Raw genomic sequence first — 15,456 nt, forward strand, 5'->3', positions numbered from 1 at the left:
ACACGACCCGGCCCACGCCCTCGTCGGTGCGGCACCGAGGGCTTCTACGTGGCCCGCACCTCCCAGGAGGCGATCGAACGGTATCGGGCGATCTTCGATGTCCGGGTTGCCGCGTTCCGGCGGCTCGGCGTGCCACCGGTCTTCGGCACCCTGGAGGACGCCATCGACCGCAGCTCGATCCTGGTCGGCAGCCCACAGCAGCTCGTCGACAAGGTGCTGCGCTATCACGAGCAGTTCGGCCACGAGGTCATCCACCTCCAGGCCGACCACGACGGGCTCACCGACAAGCAGCACCGGGAGAGCCTGGAGCTGTTCCAGTCCGAGGTGGCACCGGTGCTGCGCCGGGATATTCCCAGCCGCCCCTTCCATCCGCCGGTGACCGCCGCCGCTACGGCCTGACCAGAAACGGGGACAACCATGCCCTCCACGCCTCTGTCCATCCTCGACCTCTCGCCGGTACCCGCCGGCGGCACCGTCACGGACGCCCTGCGCAACACCGTCGACCTGGCCCGTCGGGCCGAGCAGTCCGGCTGCCACCGTTACTGGCTGGCCGAGCATCACCTCGCCGCCGGGGTGGCCAGCTCCGCGCCGGCCGTGCTGATCGGGCAGGTCGCCGCGGCCACCAGCGCCATCCGCGTCGGCTCCGGCGCCGTCCAGGTCGGTCACCGCACCGCCCTGTCGGTCGTCGAGGAGTTCGGCACCCTCGCCGCGCTGCACCCCGGCCGCATCGACCTCGGGCTCGGTCGCTCCGGGCAGCGGCGGGTCGAAGCCGCCCGGGAGATCGCCGCGCCCACCCCGCCACCGGTCCAGGCCCGGGTGGTCGACGGGCTGCTCATTCCGCCGCCGTTCTCCTACGCCCAGGTGCTCGCCTCACCGCGTTTCGCCCTGAGCAGCGCCCTGCTGCACCAACCGGGCGCCCAGCCACCGCCCTTCGCCGAACAGGTGGCCGACGTGCTGGCCCTGCTGCGCGGGGACTACACCGACGCCGACGGGCTGGACGCGCACGCCGTTCCGGGGGAGGCCACCGATCTGCAGGTGTGGCTGTTGGGCAGCAGCGGCGGGGAGAGCGCCCACCTCGCCGGGGGCGTTGGGCCTGCCCTTCGCTGCCAACTACCACGTCAGCCCGTCCTCGGTGCTCGATGCCGTGACCGCCTACCGGGCCGCGTTCCGGCCCTCGGCGGTACTGGCCCAGCCGTACGTGGTGGTCTCCGCGGACGTCGTCGTCGCCGACACCGACACCGACGAGACGGCACGCCGGCTCGCCGCGCCGTACGGGGTCTGGGTACGCAGCATCCGCAGCGGTGACGGCGCGATCCCGTTCCCGCGCCCGGAGCAGGCCGCCGCGCTGCCGTGGACCGACGAGGACCGGGAACTCGTCGCCGACCGGGTGGACACCCAGTTCGTCGGGTCGCCCGGCACCGTCGTCGAGCGGCTGCGCGTCCTGCGTAACGTCACCGCCGCCGACGAACTGCTGATCACCACGATCACCCACGCGCACAGCGACCGGGTCAGCTCGTACGAGCTGCTCGCCAAGGAGTGGGGGAACTGACGACGCCTGCGCCGGTGAGGGATCGTCAACTATCGGCGGAATGCGGCTGGTCCTGCGGTCCGCGCGGAGTGTCCCCGCGCAGGGTGATGCGATGCATGACCCGCCGTTCGGACCCGTAGTCGCGGTTGGCGTAGTGGGCCGTGCTGCGGTTGTCCCAGAGTGCCACGTCGCCCGGGCGCCAGCGGTGTCGCACGATGTGCTCCGGCTTGGTGAGGTGGGCGTAGAGCAGGTCCAGGATGGCCCGGCTCTCGGCGTCGGAGACTCCGACGATGCGTGAGGTGAAACCGGGGTTCACGAAGATTCCCCTACGGCCGGTCTCGGGATGTACCCGGACCACCGGGTGCTCGACCGGGTCGAGCCGGGACACCGGCTGGCCCTCCCACGCGTTGCCTCCGCGTTGGGCCAGGTAGTAGCCGAACTCGCGGGTGCCGTCGTGGACGGCGGTGAGCTGATCGACAAGTCGTCGTACGGGCTCGCTGAGCGAGTCGTACGCCAGTTGCGCGTCGGCCCAGTTCGTGTCTCCGCCGGTCGGCGGGAGGGTGACCGCGCGCAGGATCGAGCCGAGTGGTGGCCGCTTCATGAAGGTGACGTCGGTGTGCCACACGTCGGCGAAGCCGTTGTCGGTGCTGTCCAGGGCGTACACCTCCGGGTGGGCTTCGTCGACGCCGCGGACGACCGGATGCGAGGCGGTCAGTTCGCCGATCCGGCGGCCCAGGCGCACCTGAGCGTCGTCGTCGAGGCGCTGGTCGCGGAGGAACAGCACCTTGCGGTCGACCAGGGCGGCGCGGAGAGCGACGATCTCGTCGTCGCTGGCGGTGGCCAGGTTCATCCCGTGCACCAGGGCGCCGAAGTGCGGCCCCAGCGGTTCGAGGTCGAGCTGCACGAGCACGGTGGTCATGTGGATGCTCCTTCGTTTCGGACGGCGTGCGCGATCTCGGCGCGCAGCGCGGCGTACTCGGGCAGGCCCCGCAGGTCGTCCGGCGTGGCGTCGGTGCGCGGCAGTTCGATGGGCAGGTCCAGGACGATCCGGCCGGGGCGTGGGCTGAGCACCACGACCCGGCTGGCCAGGAAGACGGCCTCGTCGACGCTGTGGGTGACGAACACCGAGGTCCGGCCGGTTGCCGTGCTTACTTCGCGCAGGTCCTCCTGGAGGCGCTCCCGGGTGAGCGCGTCGAGCGCGGCGAACGGTTCGTCGAGCAGCAGCAGTGGGCGGTCCGCGGCGAGGGCGCGGGCGATCGCGACCCGCTGCTGCTGGCCGCCGGAGATCTGCCAGGTACGGCGCTTGGCCACATCGGGTAGGCCGACCCGGGTGAGGAGCCGATCGACACCATCGGTGGGCCGTCCGGCGTAGCGCAGGGCCACCTCGATGTTGCCGCCGACGGTCATCCACGGAAACAGGCGGGGCTGCTGAAAGACCAGGCCGGCGCCGCGCCCGGGGACCGGGGGCCCACCAGCGGTCCGGACCGCGCCGCTGGTGGGCCGCTCGAAACCGGCGATCAGCCGCAGCAGGGTGCTCTTGCCGCAGCCCGAGGCGCCGACCAGGACGAGGAACTCACCCGTCGGTACGGTCAGGTCGATCGGACCGAGGGCGACGACGTCGCCGTACGCGTGCTCGACGTCGTCGACGGCGATCGCGGCCGTTCCGCCCGGGTCAGCCGAGGACATCCGGTAGCCCTTCGGTGTAGATGGCGGCCTGGACGGTCGCCAGGTCCGGCACGGCCTCGATCTTCTGCTGGTCCTTGAGGAACTGTGCCGCGCTGACGAGGTTGTCGGCGAGCTGGCCCTTGGCTGCCGAGGTGCCAAGCCATGCAGGGCTGGCCAGGTCCGCGGGCTTGAGGAAGACACCCTGCGAGAGCTGCCGCTGCGCTTCCTCCGGGCTGAGGTTGAGCTCGATGCCCACCGATTTGGCGGCTGCGGCCGGGTCGCTGTGGATCAGGTTCAGTGCCTGGGACTCAGCTTTACGCCAGGCGTCCACGGCGTCCGGGTGTGCCTTGACGAAGGCGGTGGCGACGACACCGAGGTCCAGGGTGGGCTTGCCTGCGGTGGCCAGTTCGCGACTGGTGACCAGCACCGTGCCGGTCTTCCTGAGTTCGTCGAGCGACGGCAGCCAGGAGTAGGCGGCGTCCAGGTCGCCGCGGGTCCAGGCGGCCAGGATGTCCTGCGGTTCCAGGTCGACGATGGTGACGTCGGATTCCTTGACACCGGCGCGGTCCAGCGCGGCCAGCAGACTGTAGTGGGCGGTGGAGGCGAACGGCGTCGCCACCTTCTTGCCGCGCAGGCCGCTCACGTCGGCAATCCCGGAGCCCTTGCGGGCGACAAGTGCCTCGTTGTCGCCCGCGACGTCGAGCACGAAGGCGACCTGGTACGGGATGTTCAGGGGTGCGGAGAGCCCGCGGGCGACCGGGCTGGACCCGATTGCCGCGATGTCGACGCTACCGGCGACGAACGCGGTGTTGATGCTGGCGCCGGAATCGAACTTGGTCCAGGTGATCTGGTAATCGGGCAGGGCTTTCTCCAGCAGACCCTGGTGCTTGACGATGAGGTCACCGCTCGGGAATGCCTGGTAGGCGATCCGGATGCTCTTGCGGTCCGGGTCGCCGCCGCCGCTGGCGGCACCGTCCCCGCAGGCGGTGGGCAGCAGTAGGGTGGCGGCGGCCAGCAGGCCCAGAATCTTGCGCATGTGCTGTTCTCCTATATTTGGCCGCGCCACGGGATCAGCCGTCCTTCGGCGGTCCGCAGCAGGGCGTCGATGAGCAGGCCCGACAGGCCGATGGCGAAGAGACCGAGGACGACCACGTCGGTCTGTGAGTAGCGTTGGGCGTCGCGGATCATGCCGCCGATGCCGGGGACGCCGTTGATCGTCTCCGCGGCGACCACCGAGGAGTACGCGACCCCGACGGCGATCCGAATCCCGGTGAAGATTTCCGGTAGCGCGTGGGGCAGCACCACGTCGCGGATCACGCGTGCGCGGCTGGCACCCAGCGCCCGCGCGGCCTCCACCAGACCGGTCGGTGCGGAGTGGACGGCTGCCGCGGTGGCGACCGCGACCGGAGGCAGCGCGGCGATGGAGAGCAGCCAGAGCTTGGGCGTCTCGTCGATGCCGAACCAGATGATGAAGAGGCTGAAATAGGCCAGGGGCGGGAGCGCCCGGATGAAGGTGACGACCGGTTCGACGACCACCCGGATCCAGCCGACGGTTCCCATGACGACGCCGAGGAGCACTCCGCCGGCGACACCGATGACAGATCCGATCAGGATGCGGCGCAGGCTCACCCCGAGGTGCTCGATGAGCAGGTGTCCGCTGTATCCACGGATGCCGTCGTGGGTGGTCGAGGTCTGGACGAGTTGGTGCCACACCGCACCGGGCGAGGGGATGAAGGTCGGGTTGCTGGTGGCTCGGGCGGCGATCTCCCACAGCGCGTAGAGCACGACGAGGGCGAGTAGCCGGAGCAGGACCCGGCGGCGGCGTCCACCGTGCGGTGCCAGTGCGTCGGGGGTCACCGCTGACGCGCCGATCGAGGTTTCCGCGGCAGGCGGCGCGGGGACCGTGGTAGTCACCCACTTTTCCTATCGTGTAGATAGGAAATGAGCAAGGGTGGGATCGAAGGATGGGAGGCGGCGACGCGCCTGGAGGCAAGGAGCCGTCGGCCCGTGACCGCGAGACCGGCGCAGAGATGGGATTTCCGCTCAAACCTACCGACTCCATGGAGAACTCAGGACCGTGCGCACTCGTGGTTCTCGCCTGATCGCCGCAGGTCAAAGCGATGCGGGCGATTTGCCGGTAAGGAGAGCGAAAGCGTCCGCCGGCATAGTTCCGTTCGTTGGCGTTACCGAGCGACGAAGGGGAATCATGCGGTTCACAGTGCTGGGTCCCTTGGGGATGGAGCCGGGGCAACTGCCCAGCGCTCCGAAGCAGCGGCAACTGTTGGCCCTGCTGCTTCTGCACGCCGACACCGTCGTCACCGTCGACGATTGTGTGGACGAGCTGTGGGGTGAGCAACCGCCGATGAGCGCACACTCGACGTTACAGACGTACGTCATGAACCTCCGGAAAGTCCTGCGCACCGCCAAGGGCGACAACCGGATCAGCACCCGCGAGCGTGGGTACGCCCTGCACGTGGATCTCGGTGAGCTCGATCTTGACGACTTTCACCGGATCGCGACCACCGGAGGTGAGGCCTTCGCCGCCGGCCGGTACCCGGAAGCGGCGCGGCTGCTGCGGTCGGCTCTGGACATGTGGCGCGGACCGGCCCTGGTCGACGTCCAGGTGGGCTCGATCGTGCGGGCCCGGTTGGAAGGGCTGCACGAAGTCCGTCTCGCCGTACACGAGGAGCGGGTGGAGGCCGATCTGCGTCTCGGGCGGCACCGGGAGCTGCTCAGTGAACTGCGAGTCCTGGTGCGCCGGTATCCGACCCACGAGAACCTGCGCGCGCAGCTCGCGCTCGCGCTGTACCGAAGCGGCCGGACCACCGAGGCGCTGGCTGCTCTACGGCAGTTCCGCAGCACGCTCGCCGAGCGGTTCGGGCTGGAGCCGTCCCGGCGGCTGCGGGGCCTGGAGCAAGCCATCCTGCGAGCCGATCCGGCCCTGGACCTGGCCGTCGACAGTGGTTCGAGCCACCTGCTCGTCAGCTGACCACACCGAAACGACCCCCACCGACCGAAGGAGCGCGTCATGACGACGACTCAGCCGACCGGCAGCACCGCGCACTCTGTCGACGCGGAAACGTACGCCGAAATCCTGCAGTTCTACGCCCGCCACTTCCAGCTTCTGGACGATGGCGAGGCCGAACAGTGGTCTCAGCAGTTCACCGAGGACGGCGAGTTCGGACAGAACGTCAAACCCGAGCCGCGTCGGGGCCGCGCCGCGATCGCCGTGTCGATGCGGCGCGGCATCGACCGCCTTGCCGAGTCGGGGCTCACCCGGCGGCACTGGTACGGCAACGTGATCGCCGAGCCGGACGGCGAGGACGCGGTGCGGACCCGCTACTACGCGACAGTCTTCGAGACGCCGCCCGGCGGTGGTGCTGCCCGGGTCTATCTGAGCACCACCGCCGAGGACCTGCTGCAACGACAGGGCGGCGAATGGTTCGTCCGCCGCCGGCACATCGTGCACGACGGGACCTAGAAGTTCAGGCCTCCGTCGACATTCAGGACATGACCGCTGACGTAGGAGCTGTCCGGTGAGGCCAGGAAAAGGATCGCCCGGGCGACCTCGGCGCCGGTTCCGGGCCGCGCGCTCGCGAGCGAGCCGCGGAGGCGGTTCCACAGCCGGTCGTTGTCGAGGATCGCGCGTCCCATGCCTTCGTCGACCACCCCCGGAGCGACAGCGTTGACGGTGATGCCGTCGACGGCCAGTTCCGCGGCGAGCACCCGGGTCAGTGTCTCCAGGGCGGCCTTGGAGACGCCGTACGCTCCGCCGCCGGCGATCGGCCGACGCCCCAGCAGCGAGGACACCGTGATGATCCGCCCGTCGCCGGCGGCCCGGAGCAGCGGAACTGCGGCCCGCACGCAGTTCAGCACACCGGTGAGATTGGTGGCCAGCACCTCGTCCCAGTGCTCCGGTGGCAGCGTCGCCAGGGGCCCGGGGCGGTTGATACCAGCGTTCGCGACCAGGATGTCAAGTCCGCCGTGACGCTCCTTCACAGCGGAGAAGAGCGCGCCGACCGAGGCTTCGTCGGTGACGTCGACTGGAAACTGCCCGACGATGTCCGACGCCCCACGTGCCGCTGACACGACGGTGGCGCCGGCGTCGGCGAGGACTCGCGCGACGACCTGTCCCAGGCCGGCGGTGCCGCCGGTCACGACCGCGACCTTGCCTTTGAGGACCATGAGAACTCCTTCGTTGTCGGCTTCCGGACCAGGGGTCCGGCCGTACTCGAGCCGGCCTTGAGTGCCGGCCGGAACGCTGCCCGCGTGCCGTCAAACCGATGTGCTGAGCGGACCGCCGTGGAACTGGACCATCTCGTCGGTGATTGGCCGGGACGGGAGATACAGACCGGCCGGCTCACCGCGTTCCTCCGCGTACGCCCGATGCAGGTTGGCCACCAGCCGTTCCGGATCCGGCAGGCTCCGGAAGGGGTTGTCGGCCCGCCGAGCGGCCTCCAGCGGAGGTATCCCCGCGCTGACACCGTGCGCCGCCTCCCGGCGCAGCCACCGCAGGTATGCCTCGGTGGCGTCGAGAACCTCCGGCCCTGCGACCGCGCCGTGCCCGGACACCACCACCCGAGGGCGCAGGTCGCGCAGCGAAGCCAGCGCGCGCAGGGATCCGGCGACCGAACCCATGAGCACGAACGGCGTACGCCCGGAGAAGACCACGTCGCCGACGAACAGCACTCGCGGTCGCGGCAACCACACCACCACGTCGTTCGTCGTGTGGGCCGGCCCGACGTGGAACAGCTCGACACGTACCCCGCCGGGGTCCAGAGTCAGCCGATCCCGCAGCGTGCGGGTCGGCAGCCTCAGCTCGATGCCGGAGAAGTCGGCCTGCGGCCACAGGTCGCGCATCGCCAGCCCTGTCCGGGCCATCTCGGAACGGGCGGTCTCGTGAGACACGATCTCGGTCGCGCGCGGAAAGACGCAGTTGCCGAAGACGTGGTCGCCGTGGTGATGGGTGTTCACCACGATGTGCGGACGATCCGGCGCCAGGCGCTGCACGCACGCCAGCAGCGCCTCCGCGCGGGGCCGGGTGGCAGCGGTGTCCACCACCACGACCCGCTCGGCGCCGACGATGATGCCGGCGTTGCCGACGCACCAACCGCCCGGCGGCTGGATGTAGGCGAACACCGCGGGGGCCAACGGCACAAGCCGGCCGAACGGTGTGCTGGTCATGTCTCCTCCGGTACGACGGCGTGGGTCCGGACCCCAGTGGGCCCGACCACGCTCGGCTCCGGCTGGAGGCGGCGTCTCGATCGGAGGGTGTGCTGATGTACCTCGACGTGCTCGGTGGACTGCGGATCGGTCCAGCCGGCGGTGACGCGGGCCCGACGGCACCCAAGCAACGGCAACTCCTCGGTCTGCTCGCGTTACGGGTGGGTGCGACCGTGCCGGTGACGACCTGCGTGCGGGAGTTGTGGAACGACCACCCGCCCCGTAGCGCCGCCACCACGCTGCAGACGTACGTCATGCATCTGCGCCGGGTGCTGACCCGGACGGCGGCGCCGGCGCTGCTGCTGACCGACGGGCGTGGCTATCTGCTGAGGATCGACCCGGAGCAGACCGATCTGGGGATGGTCCGCGAGTGGGCTCGCCGGGGCGACCAGCACGCCGCGGCCGGGAGGCCGGCGCACGCCGCGCGGGACTGGCAGCAGGCGCTGACGCTGTGGCGGGGCCCGGCCCTCGCCGATGTACGGATCGGTCCGGTGGCGGAGGAGATCATCGGACACCTCGACCAGTGGCGGCTGCTGCTGATCGACCGATACCTCGACGCCGAGCTGCGGTGTGGCCGGCACCGCCAGGTGGTGGCCGTGGCGACGACACTCGCACGTCGGCATCCACTGCGCGAGCCGATTCACGCCAGCCTGATGGTCGCGCTGTACCGCAGTGGGCGGCAGGCTGACGCCGTCCTGGTCTACCAGCGGCTGTCCGCCGCGCTGCGGCGCGAACTCGGAGTCGAGCCCTCGACGGCGGTGCAGCGGTTGCAGCGCGCTGTGCGAGTCGGCGCGGCCTGGCTCGAACCGCCCGCCGGCCCGGCCACGGAGCCGCTGGCCCCCGCGCTCCGCCGCCCCACTCTCGTCCCCGCGCCGTCCTGCGGCGTGTCCTGATCGGAGCCTTCCGTGCCCGTACCCGTGCAACGCGACCCCGACCTGACCCGGGCCCGATTGGCCGACTGGCTCCGCGACCAGCGCGGCGTCCGTGACGTCGCCGTGGGGCCGTTGACCGTCCCGAGGACTGCCGGATTCTCCGCCGAGATTCTGCTTTGCGACGCCAGTTGGGCCCAGGACGGACGACATCAGGTCGCGCCGCTCGCCGTCCGGATCGCGCCGGTCGGGCACCGGATCTTTCCTGACCTGCGCTGGCCGGAACAGGTCGGTGTGCAGATCGCGCTGGCCCGGACCGACGTCCCGGTCGCGCCCGTACTCGGGTTCGAACCCGACCCGGGCGTACTCGGGGCGCCGTTCGTCGTGATGAGCCGGGTAGCCGGTGAGGTGCCCGCCGACCTGCCGTCGTACCACCGGGAGGGCTGGCTGGCCTCGGCCTCGCCGCAGCGGCAGCGGGCGGCGTGGTTCGCCGCCCTGTCCGCGATGGGGCGGTTGCACCGCCTGGATCCGGCGGCCCTGGGGGCGACCCCCGCGCCCTCCGGCGACCTGGCGTTCTACGCCGAGCAGTTGGAGTATTTCGGCGCCGCGCGCAACGACGCCGCCCGAACCGCGCTGACCTGGCTGCAGGCCCACCGCCCGCCGGCGCCGCAGACGCCTCGCCCGCTGTGGGGCGACGCCCGGCTCGGCAACATCGTATTCGCCGGCGACCGTCCGGCCGCCCTCCTGGACTGGGAGATGACCGACGTCGGCCGCCCGGAGAGCGACCTGGCCTGGTTCCTGCACATGGACCGGTTTCTCAGCGACGGGATCGGCGCCCCCCGGCTGCCCGGTCTGCCGACCCGCGTCGAGACCGAGGAGTTCTACGCCCGGCTTCTCGGCCGACCCCTGGCCCATCTGGCCTACCACGAGGTCGACGCCGCCTTCCGGTTCTGTGTCGTCACGGCCCGGGTCGTGCGGCTGCTGGAGGAGACCGGCGTCCTGCCGCCGGGGTCGGACTTTCCGCTGCACCGCAACGCGACCGCGCTGTTGCGCCGCCGGCTCGCCGAGAGCGGTGTCGATCTCTCCAGTACGGGTGTAGCGGGCCTCTAGGGACCCCCGCCATGGTCGGCACCGTACGGGGCCAGCAGCGGTCCGCCCGAATCCGAGGGAGCTGGAATGAAGTTCGGCATCAACCTCTTCCCGACCGTCGGTCCGCAGGACAAGCCCGCCGTCCAGTACTTCGAGGAGAGCCTGCGCCTGGCGGAACTGGCGGACGAGCTGGGCTTTCACCACGTCAAGACGGTTGAGCACTACTTCTCCCCGTATGGCGGGTACAGCCCCGACCCGGTCACCTTCCTGGCGGCAGCGGCGGCCCGGACCAGGCAGATTCGTCTGGTCACCGGCGCGGTACTGCCCGCGTTCACCCACCCGGTGAAACTCGCCGGGAAGCTCGCGATGCTCGACGCCATCTCCGGCGGCCGGCTCGACGTCGGGTTCGGGCGGGCGTTCCTGCCCGACGAGTTCCAGGCCTTCGGCATTCCGTTGGACGAGAGCCGGGCCCGCTTCGACGAGGGCGTGGACGCGTGCAGGCTGCTCTGGTCCGCCGAGCAGGCGGTGTGGGACGGCCGGTTCTACCGGTTCGGTCCCGTCACGCTGTTGCCGCGGCCGGTCCAGCAGCCGCACCCGCGGATCCTGGTGGCCACCGCCAAGTCGCCGGAATCAGCCGAGGCGGCCGGCCGCAACGGGTACGGCGTCATGCTCGTTCCCTCGATCAACTCCCGGGAGCAGGTGCAGGAGGTCCTCGCGCTGTACCGAAAGGCTGCGGCAGCCGGCGGCTTCACGCCGACCGACGAGGACGTGCACATGAGTTACAACGCGTTCCTGGCCGACGACGCCGACGAGGCACAGCGGCTCGGCCGCCAGTACGCCGATCAGTCGCACGGCGCGCTCGCCGCGGCCGTATCGTCGTGGGCGCACACCCGAAGCAGCGACTATCCCGGCTACGAAAAGATCGTGGAACGGGTCGGCAAGGGCAACTTCGACCGGCAGGTGGCTGACCTTAAAGCCCTGGTCGGCTCACCCGAGCAGGTCGTCGCGGCGGTGGAGACCATCCGCGACTGGTTCGGTGAGGTCACCCTGAGCCTTCAGGTGGTCTCCGGCAACGTGCCGTACGAGCGGGCGGCCACATCGCTGCGCCTGTTCGCCGAGCACGTGCTGCCCAGGTTCTGACGGAAGCGCGCCGTGTCCACCCCGACGGCCGTCATGGCCGACAGTTATGCCGACGCCCGGCCCGCGCGACGTCCCCTGCGGTGGGTCGCGGGCCTGGCCGGGCTGGTGGTGCTCCTGCTCACGCTGGTGAGCATGGCGGGCAACCCGGCTTTCGAGTGGGACGTCGTCGGCCAGTACCTCACCGCCGACGTCGTCCTCGACGGCCTGCGGGTCACCCTGTTGCTGACCGCTATCGCCCTGGTCGGGGGGTTCGCCCTCGGAACGGTCCTGGCCGTCATGCGGCTGTCCGGCAGCCGCCTGCTGCAGGCGATCAGCTGGGGTTACACGTGGCTGTTCCGGTCCGTGCCGATCCTGGTCCAGCTGCTGTTCTGGTACAACATCTCGCTGGTCTACCCACGGCTGACGGTCGGGGTGCCCTTCGGCCCGACGATCCTGGACCTGCCCACCCGCGGTCTGATCAACGGGTTCGCGGCGGCGGTCATCGGCCTCACCCTGCACGAGGCCGCACACGCCGCCGAGATCGTCCGGGCCGGACTGCTGTCGGTCGAGAGGTCGCAGACCGAAGCGGCTCAGGCCCTCGGCCTCTCACGTTCGCGCACCCTGCGGCGCATCGTGCTGCCGCAGGCGATGCGGGCCATCGTTCCGCCGGCCGCCAACCAGGCCGCGGCGCTGCTGAAGGGAACCTCGGTGGTCAGCGTCATCGCCGGACAGGACCTGCTCTTCTCCGTCCAGCTCATCTACAACCGCAACTACCTCGTGATTCCGCTGCTGCTCGTGGCGACCCTCTGGTACCTGTTCTTCACCACCCTCCTCAGCGCGGTCCAGTACCTCCTGGAGCAGTTCTTCGGGCGGGGCAGCGGTCGGGCCGGCCCGGTGGGACCACGCCTGTCGCTCCTCGCCGGGGAGGACCGGTGAGCACTGCCGCCGAGGAACTGACCGTGGCCACCGGCGAACCGCGCAGCATGGTCCGGCTCATCCAGATCAGCAAGGCGTTCGGGGACGTGGTCGTCCTCGATCGGGTGGACCTGACCGTCCCTGCCGGAACGGTCACCTGTGTGGTCGGACCGTCCGGCTCGGGCAAGAGCACCCTGCTGCGCTGCGTCAACCGCCTCGAGCGGCCCGACTCCGGAGCCGTCCTCATCGACGGGCAGCCGGTCGGGCTGATCCGGCGCGGCAACCGGGTGATCGAGGCCCCACCGCGGCTGCTCGCCCGGCACCGAACAGCCGTGGGGATGGTGTTCCAGGCGCTGAACCTCTTTCCGCACCTCACGGTCCTGCAGAACATCGTCGAAGCGCCGGTCGCGGTGCAGGGGGCGAGCCGTGCCGACGCCCGAACCCGGGCCCGGGAACTCCTGCAACGAGTCGGTCTGGCCCACAAGGAGCGGTCGTACCCCCGGGAGTTGTCCGGCGGCGAACAACAGCGCGTCGCCATCGCCAGGGCGCTCGCCCTGCGTCCGAAGGTGATGCTCTTCGACGAGCCGACCAGCGCGCTCGACCCGGAACTGGTCGGCGAGGTGCTGGCGGTCGTACGCGACCTCGCCGCCGGCGGCATGACGATGCTCATCGTCACCCACGAGCTGCGCTTCGCCGCCGAGGTCGCCGACGAGATCGTCTTCATGGACGGCGGCCGGATCGTCGAACAGGGACCGCCCGCCACGATGCTCGGCAGCCCGCGGGAGGAGCGGACTGCCCGATTCTTCGCCACCATCCAGCAACGCTGAGGAGTCACCGTGCCCTATCGCCGTATTCGCCTGGCGGCCGTCGGCGCCGTCGGACTGGTCCTGCTGTCGGGATGCCTGCACGCGGCACCAGCCAGCAGCATCCAGGAAGCACCGAAAGACCTCGGCGCCGAGGACGTCGTCTCCGCCGTCCAGGCCGACCCGGCACTGAAGGCGCTGCTTCCGGCGGACATCCGACAATCCGGGGTCCTGACCGTGGGTTCGGCCGTCGGGACCCCGCCGATCGCCTTCCACCCGCAGGACGGCGGGCCGCCGCGCGGCATCGACATCGACGTCGCCGACGCGGTCGCCCGGAAACTCGGCCTGACCGTCAAGCGTGACCAGGTCAGTGGCGCATCGCTGCTGACCGGTCTCAGCGCCGGCCGCTTCGCTGTCGGTACGGCCAATTTCTCCGTCACCGAGGAGCGCAAGAAGGTCCTCGACTTCACCACGTACCTGACCGACGGCACGGGCATCCTGGTCCGCGACGACAGTCCGCTCACCGAGGTCACCGACCTCGGGCAGCTCTGCGGATCCTCGATCGGCACCGGGGTGGGCAGTACTTTCGAAAACGACCTACGTCAGCAGCAGGACCGGTGCGCCCAGGCCGGTAAGCCGCCCTACCGGGTCAGCACCTACAGCGACGCCGCCGCCCACTTCCTCGCGCTACGCGAGGGCCACGTCGACGTTCTGGTCAGCTCCGCGAGCGTGCTGCGGTACGCCGCCGCCCAACAGCCGGGCCTGCGCCTCGCCGGGCAACTCAGCCGCCGCGACGTCGGACTCGCCACGAACAAGGGCGCCGGACTGGCGGAACCGTTGCGCGCCGCGATCGACGAACTCGTCGCCGAGGGCACCTACCAGAAGATCCTGGCCAAGTGGCACCTGGAGGCGGCCGCGATCCCGCGCTCAGCGGTCAATCCGCCGGCGGCCTGACGAGCCTCACACCGCCCAGTCCGGGACCTCGTCGATCCGCAGCAGCGCGCAGGTCCACGAGTACCCTGCCCCCACCCCGGCGAGCAGCACGTGCTCGCCGGGGTGGACCTGCCGGGACTCCACCAGGTGTGCCAGACCGCTGAACTGGTCACCCGCGCCGAGGTGGCCGACGGTCCGAGCCCAGGACCAGGTGGTCTTCTCCGGCGTCAGACCCCAGGGCCGCAGGTACGACGAGGTCAACCTGCGCAACCCGAAGTGCGGCAACACGAACCGGTCCACGTCCGCGAACTCCAGTCCCGCCTGCGCGAGGGCCCGGCTCAGCGCCTCCGCCTGCCCGGCCACCACCCGACTGATGCTGTACGACACTCCGGTCCGCGCGACGAACGCCTTCTTGACCACGTCAAGGTCCACTGGCTGTCGCTGGGCCAGTGGCGCGGCCCCGAACGGATCGTCGCCGCGGTGCAGCCCCTCCAACTCGGGCTCGGAGACGGTGGCCAGACTCAACAGCCGCGCGAAACCGCCGTAGCGGGACAGCAGCAGGGCGGTGCCCGCGTCGCCGTAGACCGTGCCGGGGTCACTGTTCCAGCGGTCGAAACCGGGTGCCCCGAACCGGTCCCCGGTGGTGATCAGCGCCGCTGTCCGGTCCGGCGCCGCGCGCAGATACGCCACCGCCAGGTCGAGGGCGCCGAGCCCGCCGTTCGACAGTTGCCGCACCTCCAGCGCCGGGCAGCGGTTACCGACGGCCATCCGCTGCACGTACGACGCCGGCGCCCAGATGTCGTGCCCCTGGTGGTAGACGCAGGCGTGCAACAGCAACGCCACCTCGTGCGCGGTGTGCCCGGAGCGCTTCAACGCCAGCTCGGCGGCCCGGACCGCCAGGTCCGGGGCGGACTCGTCGGCCGACACGGCGACTGTGTGTACCCCGGTCTGCGCGGCCAGTCGGGCCGCGCAACTGCCGGCCCTGACCGCCTCGGCCGTCGCCAGCCGGCCCGGAATGTGCGCGGCCACGCCGGCCACGTGAATTCCACCGATCCGCATCTGCTTGCCGCCCTCATCCTCACGTGCCGTGGAGCCGCCGACCCGATGCTCGTGACACCGGGCCGGCGGCGGTCGCCCGCCCGGGGCGGGGCAGGCTTTCGGAAACGGACGCTCCCGCGGGTTGGCCGCGAGGTCGCGTCGTGGTGTCGCCACCGTCGCGTGTCGCGCTCGGCGCGGGGTCGAGAAGCCGTCGAGCGCGTACGTCTGGAGCCGGTCTCAAGCGACCGGTGCGACGTTGCCGTGCATGTCTAAG

At 70.8% G+C, this 15,456-nt stretch carries 18 protein-coding genes; 11 read left to right on the forward strand and 7 right to left on the reverse strand.

The features are described from left to right. The first annotated feature begins 48 nt into the window (after positions 1-48). Genes AB0B39_RS17225 through AB0B39_RS17235 form a run of 3 tightly spaced genes read left to right on the forward strand, consistent with a single transcriptional unit; the run spans position 49 to position 1,549 of the window. Positions 49-399: a hypothetical protein gene (locus AB0B39_RS17225; protein ID WP_357574776.1), complete on the forward strand. Its 351-nt coding sequence runs from the start codon at positions 49-51 to the stop codon at positions 397-399. Positions 400-417: 18 nt separating this feature from the next. Next, positions 418-1,305 carry an LLM class flavin-dependent oxidoreductase gene (locus tag AB0B39_RS17230; protein WP_357489343.1) on the forward strand — a complete coding sequence of 296 codons (888 nt, stop codon included), beginning with the start codon at positions 418-420 and terminating at the stop codon, positions 1,303-1,305. After that, positions 1,202-1,549, forward strand: a complete 348-nt coding sequence (locus AB0B39_RS17235; RefSeq protein ID WP_357574777.1) for a hypothetical protein — start codon at positions 1,202-1,204, stop codon at positions 1,547-1,549. The genes AB0B39_RS17230 and AB0B39_RS17235 overlap by 104 nt, the downstream gene beginning before the upstream one ends. 25 nt (positions 1,550-1,574) lie before the next feature. Here AB0B39_RS17235 and AB0B39_RS17240 read toward each other — a convergent pair whose 3' ends face one another. The 4 genes from AB0B39_RS17240 to AB0B39_RS17255 are packed head-to-tail and all read right to left on the reverse strand — an operon-like array spanning position 1,575 to position 5,107. Beyond that, complete coding sequence (locus AB0B39_RS17240) at positions 1,575-2,447, reverse strand: TauD/TfdA family dioxygenase (protein ID WP_357489347.1); 873 nt, start codon at positions 2,445-2,447, stop codon at positions 1,575-1,577. Further along, the gene (locus AB0B39_RS17245) at positions 2,444-3,214 is read right to left on the reverse strand and encodes an ABC transporter ATP-binding protein (RefSeq protein WP_357489349.1); all 771 of its coding nucleotides are present in this window, start codon (positions 3,212-3,214) and stop codon (positions 2,444-2,446) included. The genes AB0B39_RS17240 and AB0B39_RS17245 overlap by 4 nt, the downstream gene beginning before the upstream one ends. Continuing rightward, positions 3,201-4,229 (reverse strand): ABC transporter substrate-binding protein, encoded by a 1,029-nt coding sequence (locus AB0B39_RS17250; RefSeq protein ID WP_357489351.1) that lies wholly within the window; start codon positions 4,227-4,229, stop codon positions 3,201-3,203. The genes AB0B39_RS17245 and AB0B39_RS17250 overlap by 14 nt, the downstream gene beginning before the upstream one ends. An 11-nt stretch (positions 4,230-4,240) precedes the next feature. After that, entirely contained in the window at positions 4,241-5,107 is an 867-nt protein-coding gene (locus AB0B39_RS17255) for an ABC transporter permease (RefSeq protein ID WP_357489353.1), read from the reverse strand. 292 nt (positions 5,108-5,399) lie between these two features. Between AB0B39_RS17255 and AB0B39_RS17260 the strand changes: the two genes are divergently transcribed. After that, positions 5,400-6,182 carry an AfsR/SARP family transcriptional regulator gene (locus tag AB0B39_RS17260; protein ID WP_357489355.1) on the forward strand — a complete coding sequence of 261 codons (783 nt, stop codon included), beginning with the start codon at positions 5,400-5,402 and terminating at the stop codon, positions 6,180-6,182. A gap of 39 nt (positions 6,183-6,221) precedes the next feature. Continuing rightward, on the forward strand, positions 6,222-6,674 hold the full coding sequence (locus AB0B39_RS17265; protein WP_357489357.1) for a nuclear transport factor 2 family protein: 453 nt from the start codon (positions 6,222-6,224) through the stop codon (positions 6,672-6,674). Here AB0B39_RS17265 and AB0B39_RS17270 read toward each other — a convergent pair. Both AB0B39_RS17270 and AB0B39_RS17275 read right to left on the reverse strand, forming a co-directional pair. Next, complete coding sequence (locus AB0B39_RS17270; protein WP_357489359.1) at positions 6,671-7,378, reverse strand: SDR family NAD(P)-dependent oxidoreductase; 708 nt, start codon at positions 7,376-7,378, stop codon at positions 6,671-6,673. The genes AB0B39_RS17265 and AB0B39_RS17270 overlap by 4 nt on opposite strands. A 90-nt stretch (positions 7,379-7,468) precedes the next feature. Next, positions 7,469-8,377, reverse strand: a complete 909-nt coding sequence (locus tag AB0B39_RS17275) for an MBL fold metallo-hydrolase (protein ID WP_357489361.1) — start codon at positions 8,375-8,377, stop codon at positions 7,469-7,471. Positions 8,378-8,472: 95 nt separating this feature from the next. On the opposite strand from AB0B39_RS17275, the gene AB0B39_RS17280 reads away from it, so the two are divergent. The 6 genes from AB0B39_RS17280 (at position 8,473) to AB0B39_RS17305 (ending at position 14,165) form a co-directional block, all read left to right on the forward strand. After that, the gene (locus tag AB0B39_RS17280; RefSeq protein WP_357574778.1) at positions 8,473-9,309 is read left to right on the forward strand and encodes an AfsR/SARP family transcriptional regulator; all 837 of its coding nucleotides are present in this window, start codon (positions 8,473-8,475) and stop codon (positions 9,307-9,309) included. 12 nt (positions 9,310-9,321) lie between these two features. After that, positions 9,322-10,395 (forward strand): phosphotransferase family protein, encoded by a 1,074-nt coding sequence (locus AB0B39_RS17285; RefSeq protein ID WP_357489365.1) that lies wholly within the window; start codon positions 9,322-9,324, stop codon positions 10,393-10,395. A gap of 66 nt (positions 10,396-10,461) precedes the next feature. Beyond that, positions 10,462-11,514, forward strand: a complete 1,053-nt coding sequence (locus AB0B39_RS17290) for an LLM class flavin-dependent oxidoreductase (RefSeq protein ID WP_357489367.1) — start codon at positions 10,462-10,464, stop codon at positions 11,512-11,514. A 12-nt stretch (positions 11,515-11,526) separates the two neighbouring features. Continuing rightward, the gene (locus AB0B39_RS17295; protein ID WP_357489369.1) at positions 11,527-12,429 is read left to right on the forward strand and encodes an amino acid ABC transporter permease; all 903 of its coding nucleotides are present in this window, start codon (positions 11,527-11,529) and stop codon (positions 12,427-12,429) included. A 47-nt stretch (positions 12,430-12,476) separates the two neighbouring features. Further along, the gene (locus AB0B39_RS17300; protein ID WP_357490575.1) at positions 12,477-13,235 is read left to right on the forward strand and encodes an amino acid ABC transporter ATP-binding protein; all 759 of its coding nucleotides are present in this window, start codon (positions 12,477-12,479) and stop codon (positions 13,233-13,235) included. A gap of 9 nt (positions 13,236-13,244) precedes the next feature. Then, positions 13,245-14,165 carry an ABC transporter substrate-binding protein gene (locus AB0B39_RS17305; protein ID WP_357489371.1) on the forward strand — a complete coding sequence of 307 codons (921 nt, stop codon included), beginning with the start codon at positions 13,245-13,247 and terminating at the stop codon, positions 14,163-14,165. 6 nt (positions 14,166-14,171) lie between these two features. On the opposite strand, the gene AB0B39_RS17310 is transcribed toward AB0B39_RS17305, so the two are convergent. Beyond that, entirely contained in the window at positions 14,172-15,203 is a 1,032-nt protein-coding gene (locus AB0B39_RS17310; RefSeq protein ID WP_357489373.1) for a ketoacyl-ACP synthase III family protein, read from the reverse strand. Positions 15,204-15,456: the final 253 nt, after the last annotated feature.

Source organism: Micromonospora sp. NPDC049114, from assembly GCF_040648635.1.
Classification (GTDB): Bacteria; Actinomycetota; Actinomycetes; order Mycobacteriales; family Micromonosporaceae; genus Micromonospora.

Excerpts from the sequence above, each read along its gene's own strand:
- AB0B39_RS17230 (WP_357489343.1), top strand. The coding sequence starts at position 418 with ATGCCCTCCACGCCTCTGTCCATCCTCGACCTCTCGCCGGTACCCGCC.
- AB0B39_RS17240 (WP_357489347.1), bottom strand. The coding sequence starts at position 2,447 with ATGACCACCGTGCTCGTGCAGCTCGACCTCGAACCGCTGGGGCCGCAC.
- AB0B39_RS17245 (WP_357489349.1), bottom strand. The coding sequence starts at position 3,214 with ATGTCCTCGGCTGACCCGGGCGGAACGGCCGCGATCGCCGTCGACGAC.
- AB0B39_RS17250 (WP_357489351.1), bottom strand. The coding sequence starts at position 4,229 with ATGCGCAAGATTCTGGGCCTGCTGGCCGCCGCCACCCTACTGCTGCCC.
- AB0B39_RS17260 (WP_357489355.1), top strand. The coding sequence starts at position 5,400 with ATGCGGTTCACAGTGCTGGGTCCCTTGGGGATGGAGCCGGGGCAACTG.
- AB0B39_RS17265 (WP_357489357.1), top strand. The coding sequence starts at position 6,222 with ATGACGACGACTCAGCCGACCGGCAGCACCGCGCACTCTGTCGACGCG.
- AB0B39_RS17270 (WP_357489359.1), bottom strand. The coding sequence starts at position 7,378 with ATGGTCCTCAAAGGCAAGGTCGCGGTCGTGACCGGCGGCACCGCCGGC.
- AB0B39_RS17275 (WP_357489361.1), bottom strand. The coding sequence starts at position 8,377 with ATGACCAGCACACCGTTCGGCCGGCTTGTGCCGTTGGCCCCCGCGGTG.
- AB0B39_RS17280 (WP_357574778.1), top strand. The coding sequence starts at position 8,473 with ATGTACCTCGACGTGCTCGGTGGACTGCGGATCGGTCCAGCCGGCGGT.
- AB0B39_RS17290 (WP_357489367.1), top strand. The coding sequence starts at position 10,462 with ATGAAGTTCGGCATCAACCTCTTCCCGACCGTCGGTCCGCAGGACAAG.
- AB0B39_RS17300 (WP_357490575.1), top strand. The coding sequence starts at position 12,477 with ATGGTCCGGCTCATCCAGATCAGCAAGGCGTTCGGGGACGTGGTCGTC.
- AB0B39_RS17310 (WP_357489373.1), bottom strand. The coding sequence starts at position 15,203 with ATGCGGATCGGTGGAATTCACGTGGCCGGCGTGGCCGCGCACATTCCG.